Below are 25,391 nucleotides of genomic sequence, written 5' to 3' on the forward strand. Positions count from 1 at the left end.
CTGCATCCGAATCCGACTATGAGAGACGCGAAAAAGTTCTTGTCAATCGATAGGGGCTTGCCGAATCCGAATAGGAAAAAGCCCTCGAATCCGGACATTCGCCGGAAGCTTCGAGGGCTTCTTGTTTGTTATATGGAAGTTGCAGACGATGACTCGATCAACTTTGCAGCGGCGAATCGTCAGCCGTTCACCGCTCCGGTAAGCACCATCCGTCCGCGGGGCTGGTCGCCCTGGGCGTCCGGTTCCAGCGTGATGGCGATCATGTCGTAGTCGTCCGGCTGGATCGCATACGACAGGCCGCCGCTGCGGCTGCCGGAAACGAAAGTGCCGGCGTTGTAAGGCTGGCCGTCTTTGATCAGCCAGATCTGGTAAGCTTCGTCGCCGCTGAGCGCCGGCAGATCCTGAGCCTGCACGACCAGATGCATGCCGGTGCCGTCTTTTACCATCGACGCCATGCCGCTGGCATTCGGATCGTTTTCGCCGCCGGACAGCGGCACCGATTGTTCCACCTGCGCGCCGATAGCCGGCTGCGCGTTCAACGCAAGCTGCTGCTCCATATCCGCAGCCCGCTCCTGCATCGCGGTCAGATCGGCGTGCATCCCGTCGATCTCGCCGCGCAGCTGGGCGGAGTACACGCCCAGCACCACGGCCGCCGCGGCCAGTACCGCCGCGGCTCCGGCCCACAGGCCGCGCCCGCGTCCGCCACGCGCGCCGTTTCGGGCTGCGCCCGTCCGCGCGCCGCCGTCCGCGCCGCGTCCCGCCGCTTCGCTCCGCGCGTCAATACCCGCGCTTTCGCTCCGCACCGCATCCGCGCTGCCGCTTCGCGTGCCCGCGCTTTCGCTCCGCACCGCATCCACGCTGTCGCTTCGCGTGCCCGCGTTCCGCATCGCATCCGCGCCGCCGTTGTCCGCGCCGCGCGCTTCCTCCGCGTCCGCGACACCCGTGCGTACCGGCTGCGCCAGGTCCGCTTCCGGCTTCGCCGCAAGCAGCGCCGCGTCTCCGGCGTGGACCGCGTCTGTGCCGCGCCGCTGAGCCGCGCGCCGGGCTTCGTCCGCTTCGGCAGCCAGCTTCGCCTGCTCGAGCAGCAGTTCGGCCTCGCCGTCGGCCGGCAGGCCGCTTTCCACACCCGGTCTTCCGTCCGCATCGTCGATGCGGCTTTCGGTCCGCGGCTCGCTGTCCGCGTCCGGCGTTTCATACGCATCGTTGATGCGGTTTCCCTTCAACGATCCGCCATCCAACCCCTGAAGCCCGGCCGAACCGCTTGTCCGTCCGTCCGCGCGCGCAGGTTTTTCCGCGCTCTGCGTCCCGGCTGCGCCGCCGAGTATGCCCGCCAGCACTCTCGTTTTCATTCCGGCAGGGGGAAGCACCGGGTCCGCCGCCAGAGGCAGCATGCCGACAACGTCGCGCAGTTCCGCTACGCGCCGCCGCTCGTCCGCGCTTTGCTGCAGATAGGCTTCGTATTCTAGTGCTTCCGCTTCGTCCAATCCGCCGAGTACGTACAGCTCGGCCCAGTCCATAAATTCTTCTTTGCGTTCGTTCATGCTCGCGATTCCCCCCTTTCCGCTCCCGACAGCCGCCTTTGCAGCTGCTTTAAAGCCAGCCTCACCCGGCTTTTGACCGTGCCGAGCGGGATTTCGCAGCGGGTGGAGACCTCCTGCTGCGTCAAACCTTGATAATAGATCAGGTCGATAACCTGCTGCTGCTCGTCGTTCAATTCGTTCAGGGCCGCCCGGATGTTTTCTCCTTCGAGCGTGCGTTCCACGGCGAGTTCCGTATCCGAAGCTTCGTCCACGACGGCGTTCAGATGCTCGTCTTCGACAGGCACGGCCGCTGCGCGGGCGCTTCGCCGCCGGATCAGATCGATCGAAATATTGCGGGTGAGCGCGAACATCCAGGTCGACAATTTACCGTGGGAGGAGTCGTAGCGCTCCGCATTGTTCCAGATTCGCAGAAACAGCTCCTGCACCGCTTCTTCCGCGGTCATGGCGTCGTTCAGCAATCGGTAGGCAAAAGCGTACACGGACCTTTCGTAAGCGTCGTACAGCTGTTCCAGCGCTCCCGCGTCCCGGTCGGCAATCCGCCGGATCAATCGCAGGTCTTCCGCTTGTTCGTTCATCCAGGAGCTCCTCTCAGTATTCTCCCTCCTATTATACCGTTCGCAAATTCTTTTGCTATGGATTGCTTTGTTTGCCCGGAAAATTTCTTTTTTTATCTGTAAAGTGGAATTTAAGATTATAAATGGTTATATATAGAATGTTGGCTGAATCATTTTGTTGGATAAGGGATAAAATGGAGAAAGAAGGCGGAGAGGAGGTAAAGATGCATTAGCGGCCGTGCTTCATTTCACTCGATCGGAACAGAGGATTCGGCACATTCAATGAACACCGAGGCAATCATACCAATCAGAGGAGTGTGAACTGAATGAAAAAAAGTTTGGTCAAAGTAGCGGCGGTTCTGATGGCGATTCTGCTGCTTGTTCCGACGCTCGCTTCCGCCGCGCCGACGACGCAGGGCAAAGCGGAGGATCTGCGCAGCGCGCTGGGCGGCATTCTCGGCGAACACGCGCTGCTTGCCGTAATTGCGATGCAGAAGGGCTATGACGGAAAAGGCGATTTTGCCCAATCGGCGGCGGCTCTCGGCACCAATACCGACGAGTTGACGGCGGCAATCGCTTCGGTCTACGGCAGCGACGCGGGAGCGGCGTTCAAGCCGATCTGGGCTTCGCATATCGGGTTTTTTGTCGATTATGTGACGGCTGTCAAGACAGGCGACGCGGCCGGCAAGCAGAAAGCGCTCGACAACCTGGACGCTTACCGCGTCAAGCAGGCCAAATTTTTTGCCGACGCCAATCCGAATCTGAGCCAAAGCGCAATCGAAGCCGGGCTTAAGGTGCATATCGACCACCTGCTGTCCGCTTTCGACAGCTATGTCGCCAAGAACTATACGCAGGCATATTCGCAGGCTGACATGGCGTTCAAACATATGTTTATGACGGGCGACGCAATCTCGGGCGCTATCGTCAAACAGTTCCCGTCCAAATTCACCGGCAATCTGGCGAGCCCGGCGTCCAACCTGCGCTCGGCGCTCGACAGCGTGCTCGGCGAGCATGCGATCCTGGCCGTTTGGACGATGCAAAAAGGAATCGACGGCGCACCGGATTTCCAAAACGCGGCTGCGCTGCTGAGCAAGAATACCGATGAACTGACGGCTGCGGTGGCTTCCGTATACGGCAAAGACGCGGGAGCGGCGTTCAAGCCGATCTGGGCTTCGCATATCGGGTTCCTGGTGGACTATGTGACGGCAACGTCGAAGAAAGACACGGCGGGCCAGCAAAAAGCCAAAGACAATCTGAGCGATTATATCGTGAAGCAGGCGGCTTTCTTTGCGGGCGCCAATCCGAATCTGCCGCAGGCGGCGCTGGAATCGGGACTGCGCATGCATATCGACCAGCTGCTTAAAGCATTCGACGGTTACGCGGCCGGCAGTTATGCCGCGGTATATCCGACGGCGCACGAAGCTTACCAGCATATGTTCATGTTCGCGGGAACGCTGGGCGAAGCGATCGTGAAGCAGTTCCCGGCCAAATTCGAGACGGCGACGACGACTCCTCCGACAACGTCGATGCCGAATATGCCGGGCATGGAAACGCAAACGATCAAGCTCAAAGTCGGCAGCCGCACCGTAACGGTCGACGGCAAGTCGATGACCATGGACGTCGCCCCGCTTGTCCGCAACAATACGACTTACATTCCGCTGCGCTATCTGGCGGAAAGCATCGGCGCGGATCTGAAATATACGGCGTCGAGCAAAACGGTCGAACTGATGCAGGGCGGAAGCACCGTCAAATTCCAGATCGGCAAAGACGCTTTCTGGGTGGACGGAACGAAACGCAGTCTGGGCGCGATGGCGATCGTGGATCACGGACGCACGCAAATTCCGGTCCGCGCGGTTACGCAGGCGCTGGGCTGGACGGTCGGCTGGAAAGCCGCTACGGGCGACATTACGCTGACCAAAGCGCAGTAAATTTTTTGACGGACAACGGGATAGAAAAAACGCAGGACGGCCCGCATTCTCGGGCCGTCCTTTTTTTGGTGTGCGAACCGCGCGGCTTCGCAGATCGGCTGTTTGTTTCGCTTCGCCGCCGACAGTCTGTTAAGGAAGGAAGACAGCTCGAAAAAGCCCCGGGTTCAAGCCGCTGAAAAACCCCCGAAATACGCGGACAAAATGAAAAAAGATGAAAAAAGCGCACATGTGAGGTATAATAAGCTTTGTGCATTTTTTTTCGCCTCCTTTTCTTTCGTAAAATCCGTTCCAAAAAAGCGAACATGCTTTCGGTAAAAACCGGATTCAAACGCCTTAGGAACGGTTACATAGAAGGGGAGTATGCCGAGAGTCAGGAGGATATTATGGAACAACTCAAAAATAATCGCTGGGTCGTGCTGATCGTCGGCGTGATCTTGATTTTCATTTGTGCAGGAACGGTGTGGGCGTCGAGCGACGGTCATGCAACCGCCAAACAATCGGAAATCGCCGGCATGGGGGCCTGCGAATTGACCGACGTCGTATTCGACGAAGTTTTTCATCCCGCGCTTTCATCGAGGACCGCCGCTTGGACGCAGGACGACGAGAAAGCAGCCGATTCTTCCGCGGACAAGCAGCTGGACAGCAAGCAATCCGCAGCCAAAGACCAATCCGTAACCGAGGATAAAGCCAAGACTTCTTCGAAGAAGACCCAGACCAAGGATTCTTCGAATGTCTCCGACAAACAGAAGAGCGCTCAGAAACAAGCCCAATCCGCGGCCGTTTCCGCTCAGAAGTCCGCAGCCGCAACCGCCGCCAAAGCAGAGGCCAAAGCCAAAGCCGAAACTGCTGCAAAAGCAGCCGCCAAAGCCGAAGCCAAGACCGCTGCAAAAGCCGAGAAAGCGGCCAAAACCGAAGCATCTTCCGATGCCGGCGCGGCGACCGTAAACACTTCCCCCAAAAAATTGTTCTTCACCCGGACCGAGCTGCTCAGCCAGGATCAAGCTTCCGAAGCGACCTGGACCTACGCCCTATCCGATGAAGACCTGCTTCTGCTGGAACGAATCGTCATGGCCGAAGCGGAAGGCGAACCGTACGCAGGCAAAGTGGCTGTCGCCAACGTTGTCCTGAACCGACTCCGGTCCGCCGACTATCCCAACACAATCCGAGACGTTATTTACCAGAGATATCAGTTCTCGCCTGTTCAAAACGGCCGTTTCGATCGCGTAGTCCCGTCCGAAGACTGTGTCAAAGCCGTGAAAGACGCTTTGAACGGTGTCAAGGAAGTGCCGGACAATACGTATTATTTCGTGTCGATTTCTTTGGCGACCGATATGACGATCCCGAATACGCGCACGCCGGTCAAAAAGATCGGACATCATACCTTTTTCAAATAAACGAATCTTTCATCCAAACGAAATCCGGAGCCCTTTCCCAGCGAACGCGGCATGAATTTGGTATACATACTTTCACGCGTTATAATGAAGCGAAAGCCGTATACACAAGTTAATTCGGTACATGACAGATACCACTTTGTCCATGAATGCGAAGGGAGCTGTTCGTTTATGAAAATTACGTATCTGGGCCATTCCGCGCTGCTGGTGGAGGGCGGAGGCAAATCCGTTATCATCGACCCGTTTCTGACCGGCAATCCGAATTCCGGCGTCAAGCCGTCGGACATCAAAGTCGACGCGGTGCTGCTGACGCATGCCCACGGCGACCATTTCGGCGACTGTATCGGCATTGCGAAGAACAACGATTGTCCGATCATCGCGCCGGTCGAGCTGGCGAACTACTGCCTGGAGCACGACGTGACGGCGCACGGAATGAATATCGGCGGCTCGCACGAGTTCGACGGATTCAAGGTCAAGTACACCCTGGCGTTCCACAGCTCTTCGCTGACTGTGGGCGACCGGGTCATCTACGGCGGCGAGCCCGCGGGCATCCTGCTGACGATGGGCGGCAAAACGCTGTATCATGCCGGCGACACCGCGCTGTTCGGCGATATGAAGATCATCGGCGAACTGAACAAGATCGATATCGCGGCGCTGCCGATCGGCGATTTCTTCACCATGGGCCCGGACGACGCGGCCATCGCCGCCAAGTGGATCGGAGCCCCCAAAGTGCTGCCGCTGCACTACAACACGTTCCCGGCGATCGAACAGGACGCTGACGCTTTTTGCGCCAAATTGAAAGAAGACGGCATCGAAGGCATCGCGCTCAAGAACCGCGAAAGCCTCGAAGTCTAAACAAACCAAGCGTTACCTATTGGAACCCCGACCGCGCCAGCCGCCGAAGCGAAAGCCCAGGCCGCCCGGCGCGGTTTTTTGTGGAACCCGAAACCGCTCCAGCCTGCGGACAGACGTTCAGGGCAGAGCGAGGAAAGAGTGCGTGGAAAAGACCCGGCGTAAAGACCTTTGAAGAAAGTCGCTTCGGAAGCATAAGCTACAGACTTTCGAAGAAAGTCATCGCGCACTAAAGAAGTCAGATTTACATCGAAGCGAATAAGCGGAGGAGAAAATTCAGTGAAGTAAAGATTTTCGAAGAAAGTCACTTCGGAAGCATATGCTGTTAGCGTTCGCCTTTGAAATCGGGAAGATTCCACCATAATCTAATCAGTTCTTCCCGATTTCAACAAGCGACCTAAAGACTTTCGGAGAAAGTCACCTCGAAAGCCTACGCTAACGAATTTTCTCCGCAGCCTCTATAGCTCCTGCGAACAGGACTTTAAAAAAGCTGAATCGCGCTTTCCCGTTTGCTTGCAGGCTGACATCGGTTAGAATAGTCTTATAGAACCGTTAAGCTTAAAACAACTTGTGATCTATTGAACAAGAACGAGTAATCGTTTTCTACTTTTGGTCATAGAAGAATTGGAGGGGGAAAATATGGCTGTTGTCGACCGCCGGGAACAAGTGCTGCAAGCGGCCGCCCAGTCTTTCGCGCTGTTCGGGTACAAAGCCACCACGATGGACCAGGTTGCCAAGATCGCCAATGTAGGCAAAGGAACCATCTACACCTTTTTCGAAAACAAAGAAGAACTGTTCGACGAGATTCTGCTCGAAGCGATCCGCGAACTGCGCAGACGCGCCGAAGCGGAGATCCGTCCGGAGCGCCCTTTTTTCGAAAACGTGTATCACGCGCTGGACGCGATCCTGGAATTCCGCGAGGAGCACGAGCTGTTCCTGAAGCTGTCCCAGGAGCTGCGCGATATCGGCACGCCGCAGGCCAAAGCCGCGCTGTTCAAAGTCGAGAGCGTCGTGCTGGCGTTTCTGGAAAAACTGATCGGCGACTCGATGAGCAAAGGCTCGATCCGCGAAGGCAATACGGAGGTGATCGCGTTCGGCATGCTCAAGCTGTTTATCGCGCTGACCGGGGAATGGGAGATGCACCATCCGCCGATGAACAAAGAAGAACTGAAGCGGCATATGTTTACGTTCCTGACCCAGGGGTTCGCCGCGGCGCCTTAAACATACCGATGAACGACGAGCCTGCCGGGAAGCGGGCTCTTTTTGCACATTTTGCATCATTGCTTGGATAAATCGGCTGACCCGTAGGCAAGGCGGTTTTTTTATCGTATAATGACTCAAACTCATGCCCCCGGTGTCGAAACGGACGAGGAAGCAAAGTTCCGGGCCGACGCATCAATGCGCTAATGCTTTGCCGCAAAAAGAACTCTTATCGGGCAGATAAAAGATTTAAATTGCACGCCGTGTCAGGTGAATGTTAAAATGGGGAAACTAAAATCCAACTGCGAACCCGCATTCGAAGCGTTAGAGCCGCCAAGCCGCAGCCCTGCGCCGATACGGGATGTGGAAGACTGCTTCTCGGTTCCCGCGAACGTCCCGCGGGGCACGAAAAGGAGTCTGTTCTCTTATATTCGACGCTTTTCGCCTGCCGCAGCACGCGCCTGTTGTTTCCAGCCGGGACGAACGATTTCATTATAGAAAGGTTGTTTGGTGAAATGACTGGATTGCCTCCGAAACAGGGTCTATACGATCCGCAGTTCGAAAAAGACGCCTGCGGGATGGGCTTTATCGCCAATATCAAAGGAACGCCCGCGCACGATATCGTCAGCCGCGGCCTCACCATGCTCGAGAATATGGAACACCGGGGCGGACAGGGCAGCGAGCCCAACTCCGGCGACGGAGCTGGCATCATGCTGCAGCTTCCGCACGATTTCTTCGCGTCGCAGGATCTGGGCTTCAAGCTGCCGGCCGAAGGGGATTACGGCGTAGGGATGTTGTTCCTGTCCACCGACGACAAGATCCGTTCCCGCCACGAGTACCTGCTGGGCGAGATCGTCGAAGCCGAAGGCCAGAAACTGCTGGGCTTCCGCACCGTTCCGACCGACGACAGCACGCTGGGCCACTCCGCCAAAGCGGCCAAACCGTGCGTGCGCCAGGTGTTTATCGGCCGCGGCAAAGTAAACGGCAGCGACGATCTGGCTTTTGAACGCAAATTGTACGTCATTCGCCGCCTGGCCGAAATGTCGATCCGCTACGCGGAAGGCGAAGGCGCGGAATCGTTCTACATCCCGAGCTTGTCGAGCCGCAAGATCGTCTACAAAGGCATGCTGACCACCGCCCAGGTCGGGCAGTTCTACCCGGACCTGCGCGACGAGCGGCTGGCTTCGGCGATCGCGCTGATCCACTCGCGTTTCAGCACGAACACGTTCCCGAGCTGGGATCGCGCCCACCCGTACCGCTTTATGATCCACAACGGCGAGATCAACACGATGCGCGGCAACGTGAACTGGATGCACGCCCGCCAGGCGCTGTTCGAGAGCGAAGTGTTCGGCGAAGATCTGGACAAAGTGAAGCCGGTGATCAACCCCGACGGTTCGGATACCGCGATGTTCGACAACACATTCGAATTCCTGTACCTGAGCGGACGTTCGCTGCCGCATGTGGCGATGATGATGGTGCCGGAGCCGTGGAGCAACCACGAAACGATGGACGATACGAAAAAAGCTTTCTATGAATATCACAGCTGTCTGATGGAACCGTGGGACGGTCCGGCCGCAATGGCGTTCAGCGACGGCGTGCAGATCGGCGCGATTCTCGACCGCAACGGACTGCGTCCGGCGCGCTATTACGTCACGAAGGACGATACGATTATCCTGTCCTCCGAAGTAGGCGTGCTCGACGTGGCGCCGGAAGACATCCTGTATAAAGACCGCCTGCGTCCGGGCCGGATGCTGCTGATCGACACCAAGCAGGGCCGCATCATCTCCGACGAGGAAGTCAAAGGCCAGATCGCGGCGGAGCATCCGTACCGCAGCTGGCTTGACGAGCATATGATCAATCTGAGCGAGCTGCCGGACGCGCAGGAACCGCCGGCGCCGAAGCACGAGAACGTCACCCAGCTCCAGTTGGCTTTCGGTTATACGTTCGAGGAACTGCGCAAAGTGATCGAGCCGATCGCCTCCACCGGGATCGAAGCTACGGGCTCGATGGGCTACGACGCGCCGCTGGCGGTCCTGTCGGACAAGCCGCAGCGTTTGTACAACTACTTCAAGCAGATGTTCGCGCAGGTGACCAATCCGCCGATCGACGCGCTGCGCGAAGAGATCGTCACTTCGGCTTCGACCGCGATCGGCGCGGAACGCAATCTGCTGCTGCCGGAACCGGAAAGCTGCCGCATGATCGGCCTGGACACGCCGGTGCTGTCCAACGAAGATTTTGCCAAGATTCGCCATGTGCACCGCCATCGTCCGGGCTTCCGCGCGATGACGATCCCGATCTTCTTCGAAGCGGCGAGCGGCGCGGAAGGACTGCGCACGGCGCTGGACGAGATGTGCAAAGCGGCGGACCGGGTTATCGACAAAGGGCATAATATCCTGATCCTGTCCGACAAAGGCGTGGACCGCGAGAACGCGGCGATTCCGGCGCTGCTGGCCGTGTCGACCATGCACCACCATTTGATCCGCCAGGGCACCCGGACCAAAGTCACGCTGCTGCTCGAATCGGGCGAACCGCGAGACGTGCACCATTTCGCGCTGCTAATCGGTTACGGCATCAGCGCCGTCAACCCGTATCTGGCGTTCGAGACGCTCAAAGACATGATCGCGCAGGGCATGCTGAGAGGCATCTCGCACGAGAAAGCGGTCAAGAACTTTATCAAAGGCGCAACCAAAGGCGTCGTGAAGATTCTGTCCAAAATGGGCATCTCCACGATCCAGTCGTACCGCGGCGCGCAGATCTTCGAAGCGGTCGGTCTCAAAAGCGAGTTCGTGGACCGCTACTTCACCTGGACGCCTTCGCGGATCGGCGGCATCGGTCTCGAAGAAATCGCGTTCGATACGCTGCTTCAGCACAACCGGGCGTTCTCGGACAAAGAAGGCATCGACAAAGTGCTGGATTCCGGGGGCGAATACCAGTGGCGCAGCGACGGCGAAGAACATTTGTTTAACCCGCAAACGATCCACCTGCTTCAGCAGGCGGTGCGCACGGGCGATTATGCGACGTACAAGAAATACGCCCGTCTTGTCGAGGGCGAGAACAAGCAGCATATGACGCTGCGTTCCATGCTGCACCTCAAGCCGGCGGGCGAACCGGTGCCGCTGGCCGAAGTCGAACCGGCCGAAAGCATCATGAAGCGGTTCAAGACCGGCGCGATGTCGTTCGGCTCGATCAGCAAGGAAGCGCACGAAGCGCTGGCGATCGGCATGAACCGGATCGGCGGCAAGAGCAATACCGGCGAAGGCGGCGAAGATCCGGCGCGCTTTATTCCGGACGCGAACGGCGATTCCCGCCGCAGCGCGATCAAGCAGGTAGCGTCGGGACGCTTCGGCGTCACGTCGAACTATCTGATCAACGCCGACGAGATCCAGATCAAGATGGCCCAGGGCGCGAAGCCGGGCGAAGGCGGACAGCTGCCGGGCCGCAAAGTGTATCCGTGGGTTGCGGAAGTGCGCGGCTCGACGCCTGGCGTGGGCCTGATCTCGCCTCCGCCGCACCACGATATCTATTCGATCGAGGATCTGGCGGAGCTGATCTACGATCTGAAGAACGCCAACCCGCGCGCGGATATCAACGTGAAACTGGTATCCGAAGTGGGCGTCGGCACAATCGCGGCGGGCGTCGCCAAGGGACGCGCCGACATCATCCTCGTCAGCGGTTACGACGGCGGCACCGGCGCTTCGCCGCAGGGCTCGATCCGTCACGCGGGCATGCCGTGGGAACTCGGCCTGGCCGAAACGCACCAGACGCTGATCCTCAACAATCTGCGCGACCGCGTCGTGCTGGAAACCGACGGCAAGATGCTGTCCGGCCGCGACCTGGCCGTCGCCGCGCTGCTCGGAGCCGAGGAGTACGGCTTCTCGACCGCGCCTTTGATCGCCGTGGGCTGTATCATGATGAGAGTCTGTCAAATGGATACCTGTCCGGTCGGCGTCGCGACGCAGAATCCGGAGCTGCGCAAGAACTTTATGGGCGACCCGGACCATGTGGTCAACTTCATGAAGTTCGTCGCCGAAGATCTGCGCGAGCTGATGGCGGAACTCGGCTTCCGCACCGTGCAGGAGATGGTCGGACGCACCGACTGCCTGGACGCGATCGACGCTTCGCATCACTGGAAGAAGCAGGGCCTCGATCTGACGCCGCTGCTGCATACGCCCGAGCTTCCGCACGGCAGCACGCCGTTCCGTTCGCAGACCCAGAACCACGGTCTGGAACACACGCTCGATATGCGCGAACTGCTGACCGCGGCCGCTCCGGCGCTGGAACGCGGCGAACGCGTCGAAGCGCAGTTCAAGATCACGAACGTGGACCGCGCGGCCGGCACGATTCTCGGCAGCGAAGTCACCCGCAAATACGGGGCTGCCGGCCTGCCGGAAGACACGATCAAGCTGGGCTTCTCCGGCTCCGCCGGCCAGAGTCTGGGCGCGTTCGTGCCGAAGGGCATCACGATCGAAGTCACGGGCGATTCCAACGACTATGTCGGCAAAGGCCTTTCCGGCGGCAGGATCATCGTGAAGCCGGACCCGAAAGCGACGTTCAAGTCCGAGGAAAACATCATTATCGGCAATACGGCGTTCTACGGAGCGACCGGCGGCGAAGCGTATGTGAGCGGCATCGCCGGCGAGCGCTTCGCGGTCCGCAACTCCGGCGCCAAAGTCGTCGTCGAAGGCACGGGCGACCACGGCTGCGAATACATGACCGGCGGACGCGTCGTCGTGCTGGGCACGACGGGCCGCAACTTCGCGGCGGGCATGTCCGGCGGCGTCGCTTACGTCTACGACGGAGCGGGCGATTTCGTCAGCCGCTGCAACCTGGAAATGGTGCTGCTGGAGCCGCTGGAAAGCGGAGTGGAGAAAGAAGAAGTCCGCGATATGATCCAGCGCCACGCCGATTACACCGGCAGCGGCGTCGCGAAGCTGATTCTCGACGGCTGGGAGCAGACGTCCGCGCGATTTGTCCGCGTCATTCCGAAAGATTACAAGCGGATGCTGGAACAGATCGAAAAAGCGGAATCGACCGGCCTGACCGGCGAAGACGCGCTGCTTGCGGCATTCGAAGCCAATATGCGCGAACTGGCGCGCACCGGGGGCTAAAGCGTCCGGAAATCAAATAAGAAACAGGAGGCAGAGCCGGGAAAGTAGCGGCTTCTGCCTCTTTTTGCTAAGCGCGATTTGGCTATTCCCGCAAACTCCGCTACAATGATTGGGTAAACGTAAGCACATAAAGGGAAAAATGACATGAATTTGGAGGGGAACTCATGGATACGATAAGCGACCGGCTGGACAAGTCTGTCGGAGCGGAGACGTCCGGAGCACCTGTCGTCCGCTTCGAGAACGTCACCAAGCGAATCGGCGGGAAAACGATTATCGACGGGCTGACGCTGGATATTGCGCCGGGGCAGGTATTCGGCTTCCTTGGACCGAACGGCTCGGGCAAAACGACGACGATCCGCATGATGGTCGGCCTGATGGCGATCAGCGAAGGCGATATCCGAATCTGCGGCAGCAGCATTTCGCGCGATTTCGAACGGGCCGTCGCCCCGGTGGGCGCGATCGTCGAGAATCCGGAGATGTACGGGTATATGAGCGGTTACGCCAACCTGATGCAGTACGCCCGCATGCGCCCGGATATTTCCAAAGCGCGGATCGACGAAGTGGTGGACTTTATCGGACTCAAAGGACGCATCCGGGACAAAGTGCGCACCTACTCGCTCGGCATGCGCCAGCGGCTCGGCGTCGCGCAGGCGATTCTGCACCGGCCCAAGCTGCTGATTCTCGACGAGCCGACCAACGGACTCGATCCGCAGGGCATTCGCGAGCTTCGCGACTATCTGCGGGAATTGACGCGGCGCGAAGGGACGACGGTATTCGTATCCAGCCACCTGCTGTCCGAAATGGAGCTGATGTGCGATACGGTGGCGATTATCCAGGGCGGCAAACTGATCGACGTGCGGAAACTGAACGGCGCGGAAGCCGCGGCGTCGGTGCACGAGGTGGCGTTCGATGTGGGCGATCCCGCGCTCGCGGCGGAGAAGCTGGGCGTCGGCGCCGTGCGCGACGGGCTGCTGATCGTCCAAGCGGATCGCGAACAATCGGCGGCGATCAACGCGCGGCTGGTGGAAGCGGGCATCCCGGTCTATGGCATACGGACGATCAAGCGCTCGCTGGAAGACCAATTCCTCGAAATGACGGGAGGCGGAACGATTGTCTGACTATCTGAAGCTGATACATAACGAAAATATCAAAATTTATATCCGGGCGCGGACCTGGATCATGTTTGCGATTCTGCTGATTGCGGCGTTCGGGGTGCCGATGCTGGCGCGGCTGGGCGGCGCGGACAAGATCGGCATGTGGGCCGGCATGGGCGTGCTTACGCTGCTCAGCTTCCTGCTGACCGTATTCGCGGCGTCGATCGCGGCCGATTCGGTCGCCGGCGAATTCTCGCGCGGCACGGTGAAAATGCTGCTGATCCGGCCGTGGAGCCGGACCAAGATCCTGTTTGCCAAGTATGCGGCGGTGCTGCTGTTCCTGCTTGCGGTGTACGCGTTTTTTTTCGGGCTGGGCACGCTTTCTTCGTTTCTGCTGCTGGGCGGCGGAGGCGAAGCGGACGGGATTGCGCTGACCGCGTCGTCCGCCGATATTCAGGAAATCTGGACGAATATTTTGTACCGGCTGATCGCAAGCGTGGTTTACGTGACGTTGGCCTTTATGCTGTCGGCCGCGTTCCGCAGCAATATGCTGGCGCTGGCTTTGACGGTTGTGTTCATGTTTATGGGCGGTATCGTGACCCAATTGGTCGATCCGTCCAAATACGCGATCGGCCGGTATCTGCTGTTCGCGAATACCGACCTGAATCAATATGCGGGCAATCCGCAGGGCGACTACGGCGTGACTTCGCTCGGATTCTCGCTGGGCGTGCTCGCGGTTTATTTCGTCGTTTTCCTGATCGTCGGGGTGTATGTGTTCCGCAAACGCGACGTCGCCGCCTGAATAACCGTGTAAAAATGCAAACGTAAAAGACAAACAGCCCGTTCGCTTGCCCTCGTACAGAAGGGAAAAGCGAACGGGCTGCTGCATTTTGCGGCGCGGCATTCGTCGGGAGCTGCTGCGTTAAACGGCGGAGCCGGTACCGTCGGCGCGGCGGCCGCGGTCCCAGACATAGCCGGCAATCGTCAGCGCAAGGCCGATCGCCGTTACGGCCGCGCCGACCAGCGGAAGAGGACCCAGACCCAGATGGTCGATCACCCAGCCGCCGAGAAAAGCGCCTCCGGCGTTGCCCAGGTTGAGCGCCGAGTGATTCGAGGTGGCCGCAAGCATCGGCGCTTCGTGCGCCAGGTTGATGACCCGCACCTGGATGCCGGGCAGGATGCCGAACGCGGCGATGCCCCAGACAAAAACGGCGGCGACCGCGGTCACTTTGCCCGGCAGCGCGATCGTCAGCAGCGCCAGCACGGCGGTCAGCACCGCGAAGTTCACGATCAGCGAAGGCATCAGCTTCCAGTCGGCCAGCCGGCCGCCGATCACGTTGCCGAGCGTCACCCCGATACCGAACAGCACCAGAATCCAGGTGACGGAGCTTTCGGCAAAGCCCGATACGCCGGTAAGCAGCGGCGTGATATACGTGAAGACGGTGAACAAACTGCCGCAGCCCAGCGCTCCGGCGGCCAGCGTCAGCAGCACGCGGGGATTGAGCACGCCGCGCACTTCGTGGGCGAGCCCCGCCGATTTGCCGCCGGACAAGACCGGGATCAGGATCGCGATGCCGATCAGCGAGAGCAGGCCGATCGCCGCGATCGCTCCGAACGAGGCGCGCCAGCCGAGCTGCTGCCCGACGAACGTGCCGAACGGGACGCCGACGATATTGGCGACGGTCAATCCCATCAGCACGAGCGAGACGGCGCCCGCCCTTTTCTCGGGCCGCACCAGCCGGGTCGCGATAATCGAACCCGAGCCGAGAAACGTGCCGTGCGCCAGCGCGGTCAGCAGCCGGGAAGCCATCAATACGCCGTAGGTCGGCGCAAAGACGCCGGCCAGGTTGCCGAGGATAAAGATCAGCATCAGCAGAAGCAGCAGCTTTTTCTGCGGCAGGCGATGCGTCAGGATCGTCAGCAGCGGCGCGCCGACGGCCACGCCGAGCGCGTAGCCGGTAATCAGCTGGCCGGCCCGGGGAATCGAAACGTTCAGGTCTCGGGCGACATTGGGCAGCAGGCCCATAATGACGAACTCGGTCATGCCGATCGCGAACGCGCCGAGTGTAAGCGATAGCAGCGCAAGCGGAAAGCGTTCTTTCGCTTCCGGCCCGCCGCCGGGAAGAGAAAGGGAAGACGGTGCTGGATTCATGGAATTCTCCTTGTCTTATTCGGTCTGTAGACCAGTATATCGCATCTGTCAAGCGCGGAGCGAAACGCGTGGTTTTGAAGCCGGACAAATTGAGCTATAATGAACGAATAGATCGGAAGCGACGATATTCGATCGCAACAAATCCATGGGAACGAAGGTGAAAGCAGGCGTGCAGCAACGGACCGCAGAGATGGAATGGGTATCGCGCAGCGAAAGCGACACGGAACGTCTGGCGCGGCATTTTGCCGGTTTGGCGCAGCCGGGAACGGTTATCGCGCTGGACGGCGATCTTGGCGCTGGCAAAACGAAATTCTCGCAGGGCTTCGCCGCGGCGCTGGGCGTGCCGGGCGTCGTCAACAGCCCTACATTTACGCTGATTAAAGAATACGAAGGCCGGATTCCTTTTTATCATATGGATGTCTACCGGATCACGCAAGGCGAAGCGGACGAGCTGGGACTGGACGAGTATTTCGAAGGAGAAGGGGTCTGTATCGTGGAATGGGCTTCGATCATCGCCGATCTGCTGCCCGGGAGTCGTCTCGGCCTTTATATCGAGAGCCTGGACGCCGACAGCCGGAAGTTCCGCTGCGAAGGGATCGGGGAACCGTATGCCGGCTGGATCGAACAATGGAAATACAGCAAGTGAAAAGGAATGGAGAGCAGGCGGAATGATGAACAAACCTCAACAAGAAACGTCCGGCCGGCTGCTGGCGCTCGATACGTCGAGCGCGGCGCAGGCCGTGGCGGTGCTGGAACAGAACCGGGTGCTGTACGAATCGAACAACCCGGCGGAGCGCAATCATTCGGTCAATCTGCTGCCGGAGATCCGGCGGGCGCTGGAAGAGTCCGGCACGGACAGAAGAAAGCTGGCCGGAATCGCCGTCGGCATCGGGCCCGGATCGTATACGGGCGTACGCATCGCCGTTACCACGGCGAAAACGCTGGCCTGGTCGCTGAACGTGCCGGTCGCGGCGGTATCGAGCCTGGAAGCGCAGGCGCTGACGGGCCTGGAAGCGGAAGCGCCCGCAGGCCGCGGCTGGGTCGTGCCGCTCGTCGACGCGCGGCGCGGACAGGCGTATACGGCGCTGTTCGCGGCCGATGCTTCGGCCGGCGGCGATGCCGCGCCGGAGCGTCTGGCGGAAGACGCCATTCTGCTTGTGGATCAATGGACGGCCCGGATCGCGGAGCGTATCCGCGAACTGCCGCCCGCCGACCGGCCGGCGTTCGTGCTGTTCACGGGCGAGACCGCCAAGCACGAAGAAGCGCTGCGCGGGCTGGCCGAAGCGGCCGGGCTGCCGCCGGAGCGGGTACTGCTGCGCGACTGCGAAGCGGAAGGGCGCTGGATCGGGCGTCTCGGCGGCCGGCTTCTGGCCGAAGGGAAAGCGGCAGACGCGCACGGACTGCTGCCGAACTACACGCAGGTGACCGAAGCGGAAGCCAATCTGCTTCGCGGCCGCAGCTGATTTCAGGGCATTTACACCAAAAGGGGGCCGCAACACATGCAGCATAGAGAAACAGGGCCGCAGCAGCCCGCGGACATGCCGTCCGTCCGTTTTCGTCCCATGCGGCTCGAAGACGTGCCGGACGTAATGGTCATCGAGCACGAATCGTTCTCGCTGCCGTGGACCGAGCAGGCGTTCCGCAGCGAGATGACGCTGAATCATTTCGCCCGCTATCTGATTATGGAAGTGGACGGAGCGCCGGCCGGTTACGCCGGCATGTGGACGGTGGTCGAAGAAGCGCATATTACGAATATCGCCGTTCGCACGGCTTATCGGGGACGCAAACTCGGCGAGCGGCTGCTGTCCGAACTGCTGGATACGGCGGCCGCGCTGGGACTTGAACGCGCGACGCTCGAAGTGCGGGTCAGCAACGCCGTTGCCCGCAGCCTGTACGACAAGATGGGATTCCGCGAGGTGGGCATCCGCAAAGGCTATTATTCCGACAACAACGAAGACGCCGTGATTATGTGGATCGATCTTGAACATCGTCCGCTCGCGGCCGAAGATACGGAAGGAAGCGTGTAACAAGCATGAACAAGGCAATGCAGAGCAAGAACGAAGCCGGCGCGGAGCTCGCGCCGGCTTATATCCTGGCCGTGGAAACGAGCTGCGACGAAACGTCGGTCGCCATCGTCAAGGACGGACAAGAAGTTCTGGTCAATCTGGTCGCCAGCCAGATTGAAACGCATAAAGCGTTTGGCGGAGTCGTTCCCGAAGTGGCTTCGCGCCAGCATGTGGAGTGCATCACGCTGCTGATGCAGCAGGCGATCGAAGAATCGGGGCTTGCGCCGGATCGGCTTTCGGCGATCGCGGTCACGGAAGGGCCGGGGCTGGTCGGCGCGCTGCTGGTCGGCATTATGGCGGCCAAAGCGCTGGCGTTCGCGCTGGACAAGCCGCTGATCGGCACGCATCATATCGCGGGTCATATTTACGCCAACCGCCTGATCGCGGAGATCGAATATCCCGCGATCGCGCTGGTCGTCTCCGGCGGACATACGGAGATCGTGCGGATGGAAAGCGAAGGCCGGTTCGAAGTGGTCGGCCGGACGCGCGACGACGCGGTCGGCGAAGCGTACGACAAAGTGGCGCGCGCGCTCGGGTTTCCGTATCCGGGCGGTCCGCATGTGGACCGGGCGGCGCAGGCGTCGGAAACGGTTGTGCCGCTGCCGCGGGTCTGGCTGGAAGAAGGTTCGTACGATTTCAGCCTCAGCGGACTCAAGTCGGCGGTGCTGAATCTGGTCAACCAGAGCCGGATGAAAGGCGAGGAAGTCGATACGGGCGGCATCGCGCGCGGCTTCCAGGAATCCGTCGTCGAGGTGCTGGTCGGCAAAGCGGTACGCGCGATGCGCCAGTACGGCGCGAAGCAGCTGCTGCTGTGCGGCGGCGTCGCCGCAAACGGCGGACTGCGCGCGGAACTTACGGCGCGCTGCGAAGCCGAAGACATCGAACTGCTGATTCCGCCGATGAAGTACTGCACCGACAACGCCGCGATGATCGGCGCCGCCGCCTATGTCAAATGGAAACGCGGCGAACTGAGCGATCTGTCCATCAAAGGCGAACCGGGGCTGTCGCTGGAAGGCTGGTCGGTCCGGGAACAAGCGCCGCTGTGATCGGGGCTCAAGAAAAATAAAAACCGGCCATACAGGCCGGTCAATGTGTCGAGACAGTCTAACGTGACTGGAAGTGAGACGGCGGAGAGAGAAATTCAGTGGAGGTACAAACTTTCGAAGAAAGTTACTTCGGAAGCATATGCTGATAGCGGTCGCCTTTGAAATTGAGAAAATTCCGCTAGAATTCAATTCCATTTCTCAATTTCAACACGCGACTGGAACGAATTTCTCTCGGAGTCGACTCGCTTCTCCCGTCTGCGTGACTTTCTCGACATTCTAACCGGCCATACAGGCCGGTTTTTTGCGTTACAAAGATTGTAAACCGTCCATCATCCGCAAGTAAAATCAACAAACGAAAGCGAAAAGAGATTTAACGCAGCGTTGACTCCCGTTTGTCAATCCCTGAATAAACTTATCCACATATCCCCTTCGGATTGTGGGTAAACACTCCAAACCCGCGCGGAACGCCGTCTTTCTTTTCCCTGCAAAAGGGGATAGCTCTTTCAAAATCCTAAGTCGAAATCTGTGGATAATGTGGATAATAAGGTGGATAATATTGGTTTAAATTGTGAAAAGGCGGTTTGCGCCGAAAAAAACCGGCCCTTAAGGCCGGCGAGAGAGCGGTTGAAGCTGTAGATTTGTGGATAAGTCAGTGGATAACAAGGATATGTGAAAAACGATCTTGACAAAAAAATTATTCCGCCGCGAGCGATTCCCATTCGTCGTAAGCGGCCGCGAGCTGCGTCTTGTTCTCGTCAATTTGCGTCTGCCGCTCCTGGATCGCCATATAATCCTCGTAAATTTCCGGTAAAGTCAACTCCAGCTCAAGCGCGGCCACCGCGCTTTCAAGCTCCGCGATCAGCGTCTCGAGCTGTTCCATACGGCGCTGGCGGCTGCGCTCTTCGCGCTTGGCCTGTTTGCTTTCCTCGAACGAGTTCTGCGCGCCGCGCGATTCTTCGACGGAATCCGCTTTGGCCGCATCCCGGGCTTTGCCGCTCGCGCCGCCGCCGAAAGCCGCCGCTTCCAGCGCCATTTCTTCAAGCTCCTGCTTTTTCTCTACATAGTCGTCGTAATTGCCCAGGAAATTGCCGATGCCGTCCGCGCTCAATTCGACGACGCGTTCGGCCATCTTGTTCAGGAAATAGCGGTCGTGCGAAATAAACAGCAGCGTGCCGTCGAAATCGATCAGCGCCGCTTCCAGCACTTCTTTGCTGTACAGATCCAGGTGGTTGGTCGGTTCGTCGAGAATAAGCGTGTTGGCTTCGAGCAGCATCAGCTTGGCGAGCGAGACGCGCGCTTTTTCGCCGCCGCTGAGTGCCGCGATTTTCTTGAGCACGTCCTCGCCGCTGAACAGGAAGCTGCCCAGTACGCTGCGAATGCGCGCTTCTTCCATATGCGGATAAGCGCTCCACAGCTCTTCGAGAACCGTATTTTGCGGATTCAGATTGCCCTGCTCCTGGTCGTAGTAGCCGATCTGGACTTTGGCGCCCCAGTTCAAACGGCCTTCGTCCGGTTTGTGCTGGCCGATCAGCGTCTTGAGCAGGGTGGACTTGCCGACGCCGTTCGGGCCGATCAGCGCGACGGTCTCCCCCCGGTTCAGCGCGAACGAAACGTTGCGGAACAGCGGGTCGTTTCCATCATAGGAAGCGGCGAGGCGATCGATGTGCAGCACGTCTTTGCCCGACGTATACGCCGCTTGAAACGAGAAATTCGCGCGCTTCAAATCGCCGGCCGGCCGGTCGAGCCTGTCCATTTTCTCCAGCGCTTTGCGCCGGCTCTGGGCTCGTTTGGTTGTGGAGGCGCGGACGATATTTTGCTGGATAAACGCCTCCATTTTCGCGATCTCGCCCTGCTGCTTCTCGTACTGCTTCAAATTCGCTTCGTACTCCGCGGCTTTGAGCTCGGTGTAACGGCTGTAGTTGCCGGTGTAGCGGCGCGCCCGGTGGCGTTCGATCTCCACAATGGCGGTGACCGTTTTGTCCAGGAAGTACCGGTCGTGGGACACGATCAGCAGACCGCCTTCGTAGCCGCGCAGATAATCTTCCAGCCAGGTCAGCGTTTCGATATCCAGATGGTTGGTCGGTTCGTCGAGCATCAGCAGATCGGGCGCCCGGAGCAGCATCTTTGCAAGAGCCAGACGCGTCCGCTGTCCGCCGCTGAGCGTGGAGACGACCGTTTCGGGCGCAAAATCGCCGAAGCCCATCCCGTGCAGGATGCTGCGGATCTTCGTGCCGATCTCGTAGCCGCCGCGGTCGCGGAACCAGTCCGAACGCGTGGCGTAGCGGTTAAGCAGGTCCTGGTACTCCTTGTCGTTCTCCGAATGCGCCGAACCGGTGGTGATCCGGGCTTCCATTTCGCGGATTTCTTTCTCGGTTTCCAGCAGGTCGGCGAACACGTCCAGCATTTCTTCCTGGATGGTCCGGTCCGACTGCAGCCCGCTGTTTTGCGCCAGGTAGCCGATCGTCGTTTCTTTGTTTTTAAAAATCTGACCGTCGTCGTGCGACATTTCGCCGGCCAGAATCTTGAGCAGCGTCGATTTGCCCGCGCCGTTGACGCCGACGAGACCGATCCGCTCGCGTTCCAGGATTTGAAACGTAATGCCTTCCAGAATACTCTGGACGCCGTATCTTTTTGCGATTCCCGTTGCTTGCAGCAGCATAGTATTCGAATCCTCCGTGCTTTTTATAGGGTCTGATGTGTTTTTATTCTACATTAGTAGAGAGGAAAAGCCAAAAGGCCGGAGGCGTTTTTTGCGTAAAAAAGTCTTTCGGCCCTTTGGGCTCCCCGTTCCGGTGGTTATTTGCGCAAAACAATGATAAACTTGAGCATGTGGGAACAAGAAGGAGAACAGACGAGCAAGCGGGAGGCGAACGCCATCGAATCTCTACAAGACAAAGCGCGGCTGCGGCGCGCGATGGAGCAGGTTCGAGACGGTCTCCCGGAGCGTCTGCGGATACGGGCTTCCGCCGACGTCTGCGCTCTGGCCGCCTCCCGGCTGGCCGCGCTGCGGGAGAAGAAAGGCTCGCCGCTCGCGCTGTTCAGCTACCTGCCGTATCGCGGCGAGCTGGACGTGCGTCCCCTGCTGGACGACTGCCGGAGCTGCGGGGATATCGTGCTGGCTCCGCGCATCGACAAGGTCCGCCGCCGCATGCGGCTGCTGCGGCTCGACCGGTCCGCGGACGAAGCGCCGGGAAGCTGGGGCGTGCCGGAGCCGAAGGAAGGACTGCCCGAATGGCCGGAAGAACGGCTCGGCGAACTCGACGTCGTGCTGGTGCCCGGCCTGGCGTTCGACCGCCGGGGCGGCCGAATCGGCTACGGAGGCGGATTCTACGACCGCTTTACGGAGCGGCTTCAGGCGGCCGGCGGAAGACCGGAGCTGTGGGCGCTCGCTTTCGACGAGCAAATCGTGGACGAGGTGCCGCTCGAAAGCCATGATTTTCGGCTGGATCTTCTGATCGCGCCATCGGGAACGGCGGAGACGCCGGATGGTGTATAACCCGTACTGCGGCATCTCGCAAAAGGAAGGCTTGAGAGGACGGCAGCGAAGAACGGCAAACGAACGATAACGGCGGGGCGGCGACACGCGGCCGGACAGTATCCGGCAGGGCGCGGCGCGCCGAAGCCGAGCAGGAATAAGAAGAGCGATGGATGAGAAGAGGTGACCTCATGCTGTGGAAAGTGGCAATCCTGACGGCCAGCGACAAGGGGGCCCGGGGCGAGCGCGAAGATACGAGCGCGCAGGTGATTCGGGAGCTGGTGGAAGAAGAATTGGGCGGGGAGATTATCGAATACCGGATCGTGCCGGACGAATCGGACGATATCGTGGCCGCCCTGATCGAGATGACGGATTATTTCCAGGCCGATCTGGTGCTGACGACCGGCGGCACGGAGCTGGCGAACCGCGACGTTACGCCGGAGGCGACCAAACGCGTGGTCGAGCGCGAGGTTCCGGGCCTGGCCGAAGCGATGCGAATGACCGTCGTGCAGAAGAACCGGGCGGCGATGCTGTTCCGCGGCATCTGCGGGATTCGCGGCCGGTCGCTGATTGTCAACCTGCCGGGCACGCCCAAGGGCGTGCACGAGAATCTGGCGGCAATTATGGATCAGCTGCCGGAAGCGCTGCTGATGGTGACGGGGCAGTACCGGCAGTAACGAGCAGCGGGGGACCGTAAAGCCGCGCCGCGCGGCGAAGGATCGAACCGCGAATGCGCGGGATACCGGGCGGTTTCGCCCGGCCGGCGCGGGGGTAAAAGGCAGAGGGAGAGACGCTTCCCCGAATTCGGGGGTGTCTTTTTTTATGGAAAGGGACTTGAATTTTTGCGCTCGTCCTAGTAATATAAGACTTGGCTGTTAGCACTAGACGTCGTCGAGTGCTAACGATGAATACTTAACGCTCGACTTCATTTATTTTACAAGGAGGCTATTTTTCATGATCAAACCGTTGGGTGAACGCGTACTGGTAGAACCGATCCAGCAGGAGGAAACGACTTCGTTCGGTATCGTGCTTCCGGATGCTTCCAAAGAGAAGCCGCAGGAAGGCAAAGTTGTGGCCGTAGGCAGCGGAATTCTGAAAGACGGCGTCCGCACTCCTCTGGAAGTTCAGGAAGGCGACCGCATCCTGTTCTCCAAGTATGCCGGAACCGAAGTGAAATACGAAGGCAAAGAGTACCTGATTATGAAAGAAAGCGACATTCACGCCATTCTGGCCTAAGTGTTGTCCTTACACATAACCGTTTTGTGAACGAATAAGCATATGCACAACTATCCCAGGGAGGTTATTCGATAATGGCTAAAGATATTCTGTTCAGCGAAGAAGCTCGCCGCTCGATGCTTCGCGGCGTCGACGCACTGGCAAACGCGGTAAAAGTAACGCTCGGACCCAAAGGTCGCAACGTGGTGCTGGAGAAAAAATTCGGCAGCCCGCTGATCACGAACGACGGCGTCACGATCGCGAAAGAAATCGAATTGGAAGACGCTTTTGAAAACATGGGCGCCCAGCTCGTCAAAGAAGTCGCAACGAAAACGAACGACGTAGCCGGCGACGGCACGACGACCGCTACCGTTCTGGCTCAAGCGATGATCCGCGAAGGCCTGAAGAACGTAACGGCCGGCGCCAACCCGATGGTCATCCGCAAAGGCATCGACAAAGCGGTTAAGACTGCGGTTCTCGAACTGCAAAACATCGCCAAGCCGATCGAAGGCAAACAGTCCATCGCCCAGGTTGCGGCAATCTCCGCGGCCGACGAAGAAGTCGGCGAACTGATCGCCGAAGCGATGGAAAAAGTGGGCAAAGACGGCGTCATCACCGTTGAAGAATCCCGCGGATTCGCAACCGAAATGGAAGTCGTGGAAGGCATGCAGTTCGACCGCGGCTACATCTCCCCTTACATGATTACCGACACGGACAAGATGGAAGCGGTTCTGGAGAACCCGTACATCCTGATTACCGACAAGAAAATCAGCAGCACCCAGGACATCCTGCCGCTGCTGGAGAAGATCGTTCAGCAGGGTAAAGCCCTCGTGATCGTTGCCGAAGATATCGAAGGCGAAGCGCTGGCGATGTTGGTCGTCAACAAACTGCGCGGTACGTTCAACGCCGTTGCCGTGAAAGCCCCCGGCTTCGGCGACCGCCGCGAAGCGATGCTGCAGGATATCGCCGCTCTGACCGGCGGACAGGTCATTACCGACAAGCTCGGTCTGGACCTGAAAACGACGACGCTGGAACAGCTGGGTTCGGCTCGTCAAGTACGCGTAACGAAAGAAAACACGACGATCGTCGACGGCGCGGGCGAAAAGTCCGATATCGATGCTCGCGTAGGTCAAATCCGTTCGCAGCTGGAAGAAACGACTTCCGAGTTCGACAAAGAAAAACTGCAGGAACGTCTGGCTAAACTGGCCGGCGGCGTAGCGGTTGTCAAAGTCGGCGCTGCGACGGAAACGGAACTGAAAGAACGCAAACTGCGCATCGAAGACGCGCTGAACGCGACTCGCGCGGCCGTTGAAGAAGGCATCGTATCCGGCGGCGGCACGGCTCTGGTCAACGTCTACAACGCGGTAGCGGCCGTAGAAGTAAACGGCGACGAGAAAACCGGCGTGAACATCGTGCTGCGCGCTCTGGAAGAGCCGATCCGCACCATCGCGGCCAACGCCGGCGAAGAAGGTTCCGTCATCGTGGACCGCCTGAAAAAAGAACAAGTCGGCATCGGCTACAACGCCGCAACCGGCGAATGGGTCAATATGTTCGAAGCGGGCATCGTCGACCCTGCGAAAGTTACGCGTTCCGCTCTGCAAAACGCGGCTTCCGTAGCGGCTATGTTCCTGACAACCGAAGCGGTTATCGCCGACAAGCCTGAACCGGCCGGCGCTCCTGCCCCGGATATGGGCGGCATGGGCGGTATGGGCGGCATGATGTAAGCAAGGGGCTCAAACCCTTGCCAGACAAGGAGTCGAGCTGTTCGA

20 protein-coding genes are annotated in these 25,391 nt (G+C 59.3%); 15 read left to right on the forward strand and 5 right to left on the reverse strand.

Going from position 1 to position 25,391, the window contains the following annotated elements:
* Positions 1-179 precede the first annotated feature (179 nt).
* Both QWJ34_RS02190 and QWJ34_RS02195 read right to left on the reverse strand, forming a co-directional pair.
* On the reverse strand, positions 180-1,541 hold the full coding sequence (locus QWJ34_RS02190) for an anti-sigma factor (RefSeq protein ID WP_302725409.1): 1,362 nt from the start codon (positions 1,539-1,541) through the stop codon (positions 180-182).
* Positions 1,538-2,116, reverse strand: a complete 579-nt coding sequence (locus QWJ34_RS02195) for an RNA polymerase sigma factor (RefSeq protein ID WP_302725410.1) — start codon at positions 2,114-2,116, stop codon at positions 1,538-1,540. Before QWJ34_RS02195 ends, QWJ34_RS02190 begins: the two co-directional genes overlap by 4 nt.
* A 305-nt stretch (positions 2,117-2,421) precedes the next feature.
* Here QWJ34_RS02195 and QWJ34_RS02200 point away from each other — a divergent pair, with 305 nt between their 5' ends.
* The 3 genes from QWJ34_RS02200 (at position 2,422) to QWJ34_RS02210 (ending at position 6,269) form a co-directional block, all read left to right on the forward strand.
* Entirely contained in the window at positions 2,422-4,023 is a 1,602-nt protein-coding gene (locus tag QWJ34_RS02200; protein ID WP_302725411.1) for a copper amine oxidase N-terminal domain-containing protein, read from the forward strand.
* A gap of 383 nt (positions 4,024-4,406) precedes the next feature.
* Positions 4,407-5,417 (forward strand): cell wall hydrolase, encoded by a 1,011-nt coding sequence (locus tag QWJ34_RS02205; RefSeq protein ID WP_302725412.1) that lies wholly within the window; start codon positions 4,407-4,409, stop codon positions 5,415-5,417.
* Between the two features lie 168 nt (positions 5,418-5,585).
* Positions 5,586-6,269, forward strand: coding sequence for a metal-dependent hydrolase (locus tag QWJ34_RS02210; RefSeq protein ID WP_302725413.1), 684 nt, complete (start codon positions 5,586-5,588; stop codon positions 6,267-6,269).
* Here the strand turns inward: QWJ34_RS02210 and QWJ34_RS02215 are convergent.
* Positions 6,266-6,628, reverse strand: coding sequence for a hypothetical protein (locus tag QWJ34_RS02215; RefSeq protein ID WP_302725414.1), 363 nt, complete (start codon positions 6,626-6,628; stop codon positions 6,266-6,268). The two genes, QWJ34_RS02210 and QWJ34_RS02215, sit on opposite strands and share 4 nt — an antisense overlap.
* Before the next feature lie 277 nt (positions 6,629-6,905).
* Here QWJ34_RS02215 and QWJ34_RS02220 point away from each other — a divergent pair, with 277 nt between their 5' ends.
* The 4 genes from QWJ34_RS02220 to QWJ34_RS02235 all read left to right on the forward strand — a co-directional run bounded on the left by QWJ34_RS02220 (position 6,906) and on the right by QWJ34_RS02235 (position 14,470).
* Positions 6,906-7,487: a TetR/AcrR family transcriptional regulator gene (locus QWJ34_RS02220; protein ID WP_302725415.1), complete on the forward strand. Its 582-nt coding sequence runs from the start codon at positions 6,906-6,908 to the stop codon at positions 7,485-7,487.
* A gap of 494 nt (positions 7,488-7,981) precedes the next feature.
* Positions 7,982-12,574 carry a glutamate synthase large subunit gene (gltB, locus tag QWJ34_RS02225; RefSeq protein WP_302725416.1) on the forward strand — a complete coding sequence of 1,531 codons (4,593 nt, stop codon included), beginning with the start codon at positions 7,982-7,984 and terminating at the stop codon, positions 12,572-12,574.
* Between the two features lie 164 nt (positions 12,575-12,738).
* Positions 12,739-13,692 (forward strand): ABC transporter ATP-binding protein, encoded by a 954-nt coding sequence (locus tag QWJ34_RS02230; protein ID WP_302725417.1) that lies wholly within the window; start codon positions 12,739-12,741, stop codon positions 13,690-13,692.
* A complete protein-coding gene (locus QWJ34_RS02235) occupies positions 13,685-14,470 on the forward strand; it encodes an ABC transporter permease (RefSeq protein ID WP_302725418.1) in 786 nt (261 codons plus the stop codon). Before QWJ34_RS02230 ends, QWJ34_RS02235 begins: the two co-directional genes overlap by 8 nt.
* A 120-nt stretch (positions 14,471-14,590) precedes the next feature.
* Here the strand turns inward: QWJ34_RS02235 and QWJ34_RS02240 are convergent, their stop codons facing one another.
* On the reverse strand, positions 14,591-15,820 hold the full coding sequence (locus QWJ34_RS02240) for an MFS transporter (protein WP_302725419.1): 1,230 nt from the start codon (positions 15,818-15,820) through the stop codon (positions 14,591-14,593).
* 190 nt (positions 15,821-16,010) lie between these two features.
* Here QWJ34_RS02240 and tsaE point away from each other — a divergent pair, with 190 nt between their 5' ends.
* The 4 genes from tsaE to tsaD are packed head-to-tail and all read left to right on the forward strand — an operon-like array spanning position 16,011 to position 18,932.
* Positions 16,011-16,466: a tRNA (adenosine(37)-N6)-threonylcarbamoyltransferase complex ATPase subunit type 1 TsaE gene (gene tsaE, locus QWJ34_RS02245; RefSeq protein ID WP_302725829.1), complete on the forward strand. Its 456-nt coding sequence runs from the start codon at positions 16,011-16,013 to the stop codon at positions 16,464-16,466.
* Positions 16,467-16,488: 22 nt separating this feature from the next.
* Positions 16,489-17,283 (forward strand): tRNA (adenosine(37)-N6)-threonylcarbamoyltransferase complex dimerization subunit type 1 TsaB, encoded by a 795-nt coding sequence (tsaB, locus tag QWJ34_RS02250; RefSeq protein ID WP_302725420.1) that lies wholly within the window; start codon positions 16,489-16,491, stop codon positions 17,281-17,283.
* A gap of 36 nt (positions 17,284-17,319) precedes the next feature.
* The gene (gene rimI, locus QWJ34_RS02255; protein WP_302725421.1) at positions 17,320-17,847 is read left to right on the forward strand and encodes a ribosomal protein S18-alanine N-acetyltransferase; all 528 of its coding nucleotides are present in this window, start codon (positions 17,320-17,322) and stop codon (positions 17,845-17,847) included.
* Positions 17,848-17,852: 5 nt separating this feature from the next.
* The gene (gene tsaD, locus QWJ34_RS02260; protein WP_302725422.1) at positions 17,853-18,932 is read left to right on the forward strand and encodes a tRNA (adenosine(37)-N6)-threonylcarbamoyltransferase complex transferase subunit TsaD; all 1,080 of its coding nucleotides are present in this window, start codon (positions 17,853-17,855) and stop codon (positions 18,930-18,932) included.
* 694 nt (positions 18,933-19,626) lie between these two features.
* Here tsaD and QWJ34_RS02265 read toward each other — a convergent pair.
* Complete coding sequence (locus QWJ34_RS02265; protein WP_302725423.1) at positions 19,627-21,591, reverse strand: ABC-F family ATP-binding cassette domain-containing protein; 1,965 nt, start codon at positions 21,589-21,591, stop codon at positions 19,627-19,629.
* Positions 21,592-21,759: 168 nt separating this feature from the next.
* Between QWJ34_RS02265 and QWJ34_RS02270 the strand changes: the two genes are divergently transcribed.
* The 4 genes from QWJ34_RS02270 (at position 21,760) to groL (ending at position 25,346) form a co-directional block, all read left to right on the forward strand.
* The gene (locus QWJ34_RS02270) at positions 21,760-22,428 is read left to right on the forward strand and encodes a 5-formyltetrahydrofolate cyclo-ligase (protein ID WP_302725424.1); all 669 of its coding nucleotides are present in this window, start codon (positions 21,760-21,762) and stop codon (positions 22,426-22,428) included.
* Between the two features lie 170 nt (positions 22,429-22,598).
* On the forward strand, positions 22,599-23,084 hold the full coding sequence (locus tag QWJ34_RS02275; RefSeq protein WP_302725425.1) for a MogA/MoaB family molybdenum cofactor biosynthesis protein: 486 nt from the start codon (positions 22,599-22,601) through the stop codon (positions 23,082-23,084).
* Positions 23,085-23,361: 277 nt separating this feature from the next.
* On the forward strand, positions 23,362-23,643 hold the full coding sequence (gene groES / locus QWJ34_RS02280; protein ID WP_302725426.1) for a co-chaperone GroES: 282 nt from the start codon (positions 23,362-23,364) through the stop codon (positions 23,641-23,643).
* A gap of 74 nt (positions 23,644-23,717) precedes the next feature.
* Positions 23,718-25,346: a chaperonin GroEL gene (gene groL, locus QWJ34_RS02285; RefSeq protein ID WP_302725427.1), complete on the forward strand. Its 1,629-nt coding sequence runs from the start codon at positions 23,718-23,720 to the stop codon at positions 25,344-25,346.
* Positions 25,347-25,391 lie beyond the last annotated feature (45 nt).

Source organism: Saccharibacillus sp. CPCC 101409 (genome assembly GCF_030518235.1).
Classification (GTDB): Bacteria; Bacillota; Bacilli; order Paenibacillales; family Paenibacillaceae; genus Saccharibacillus.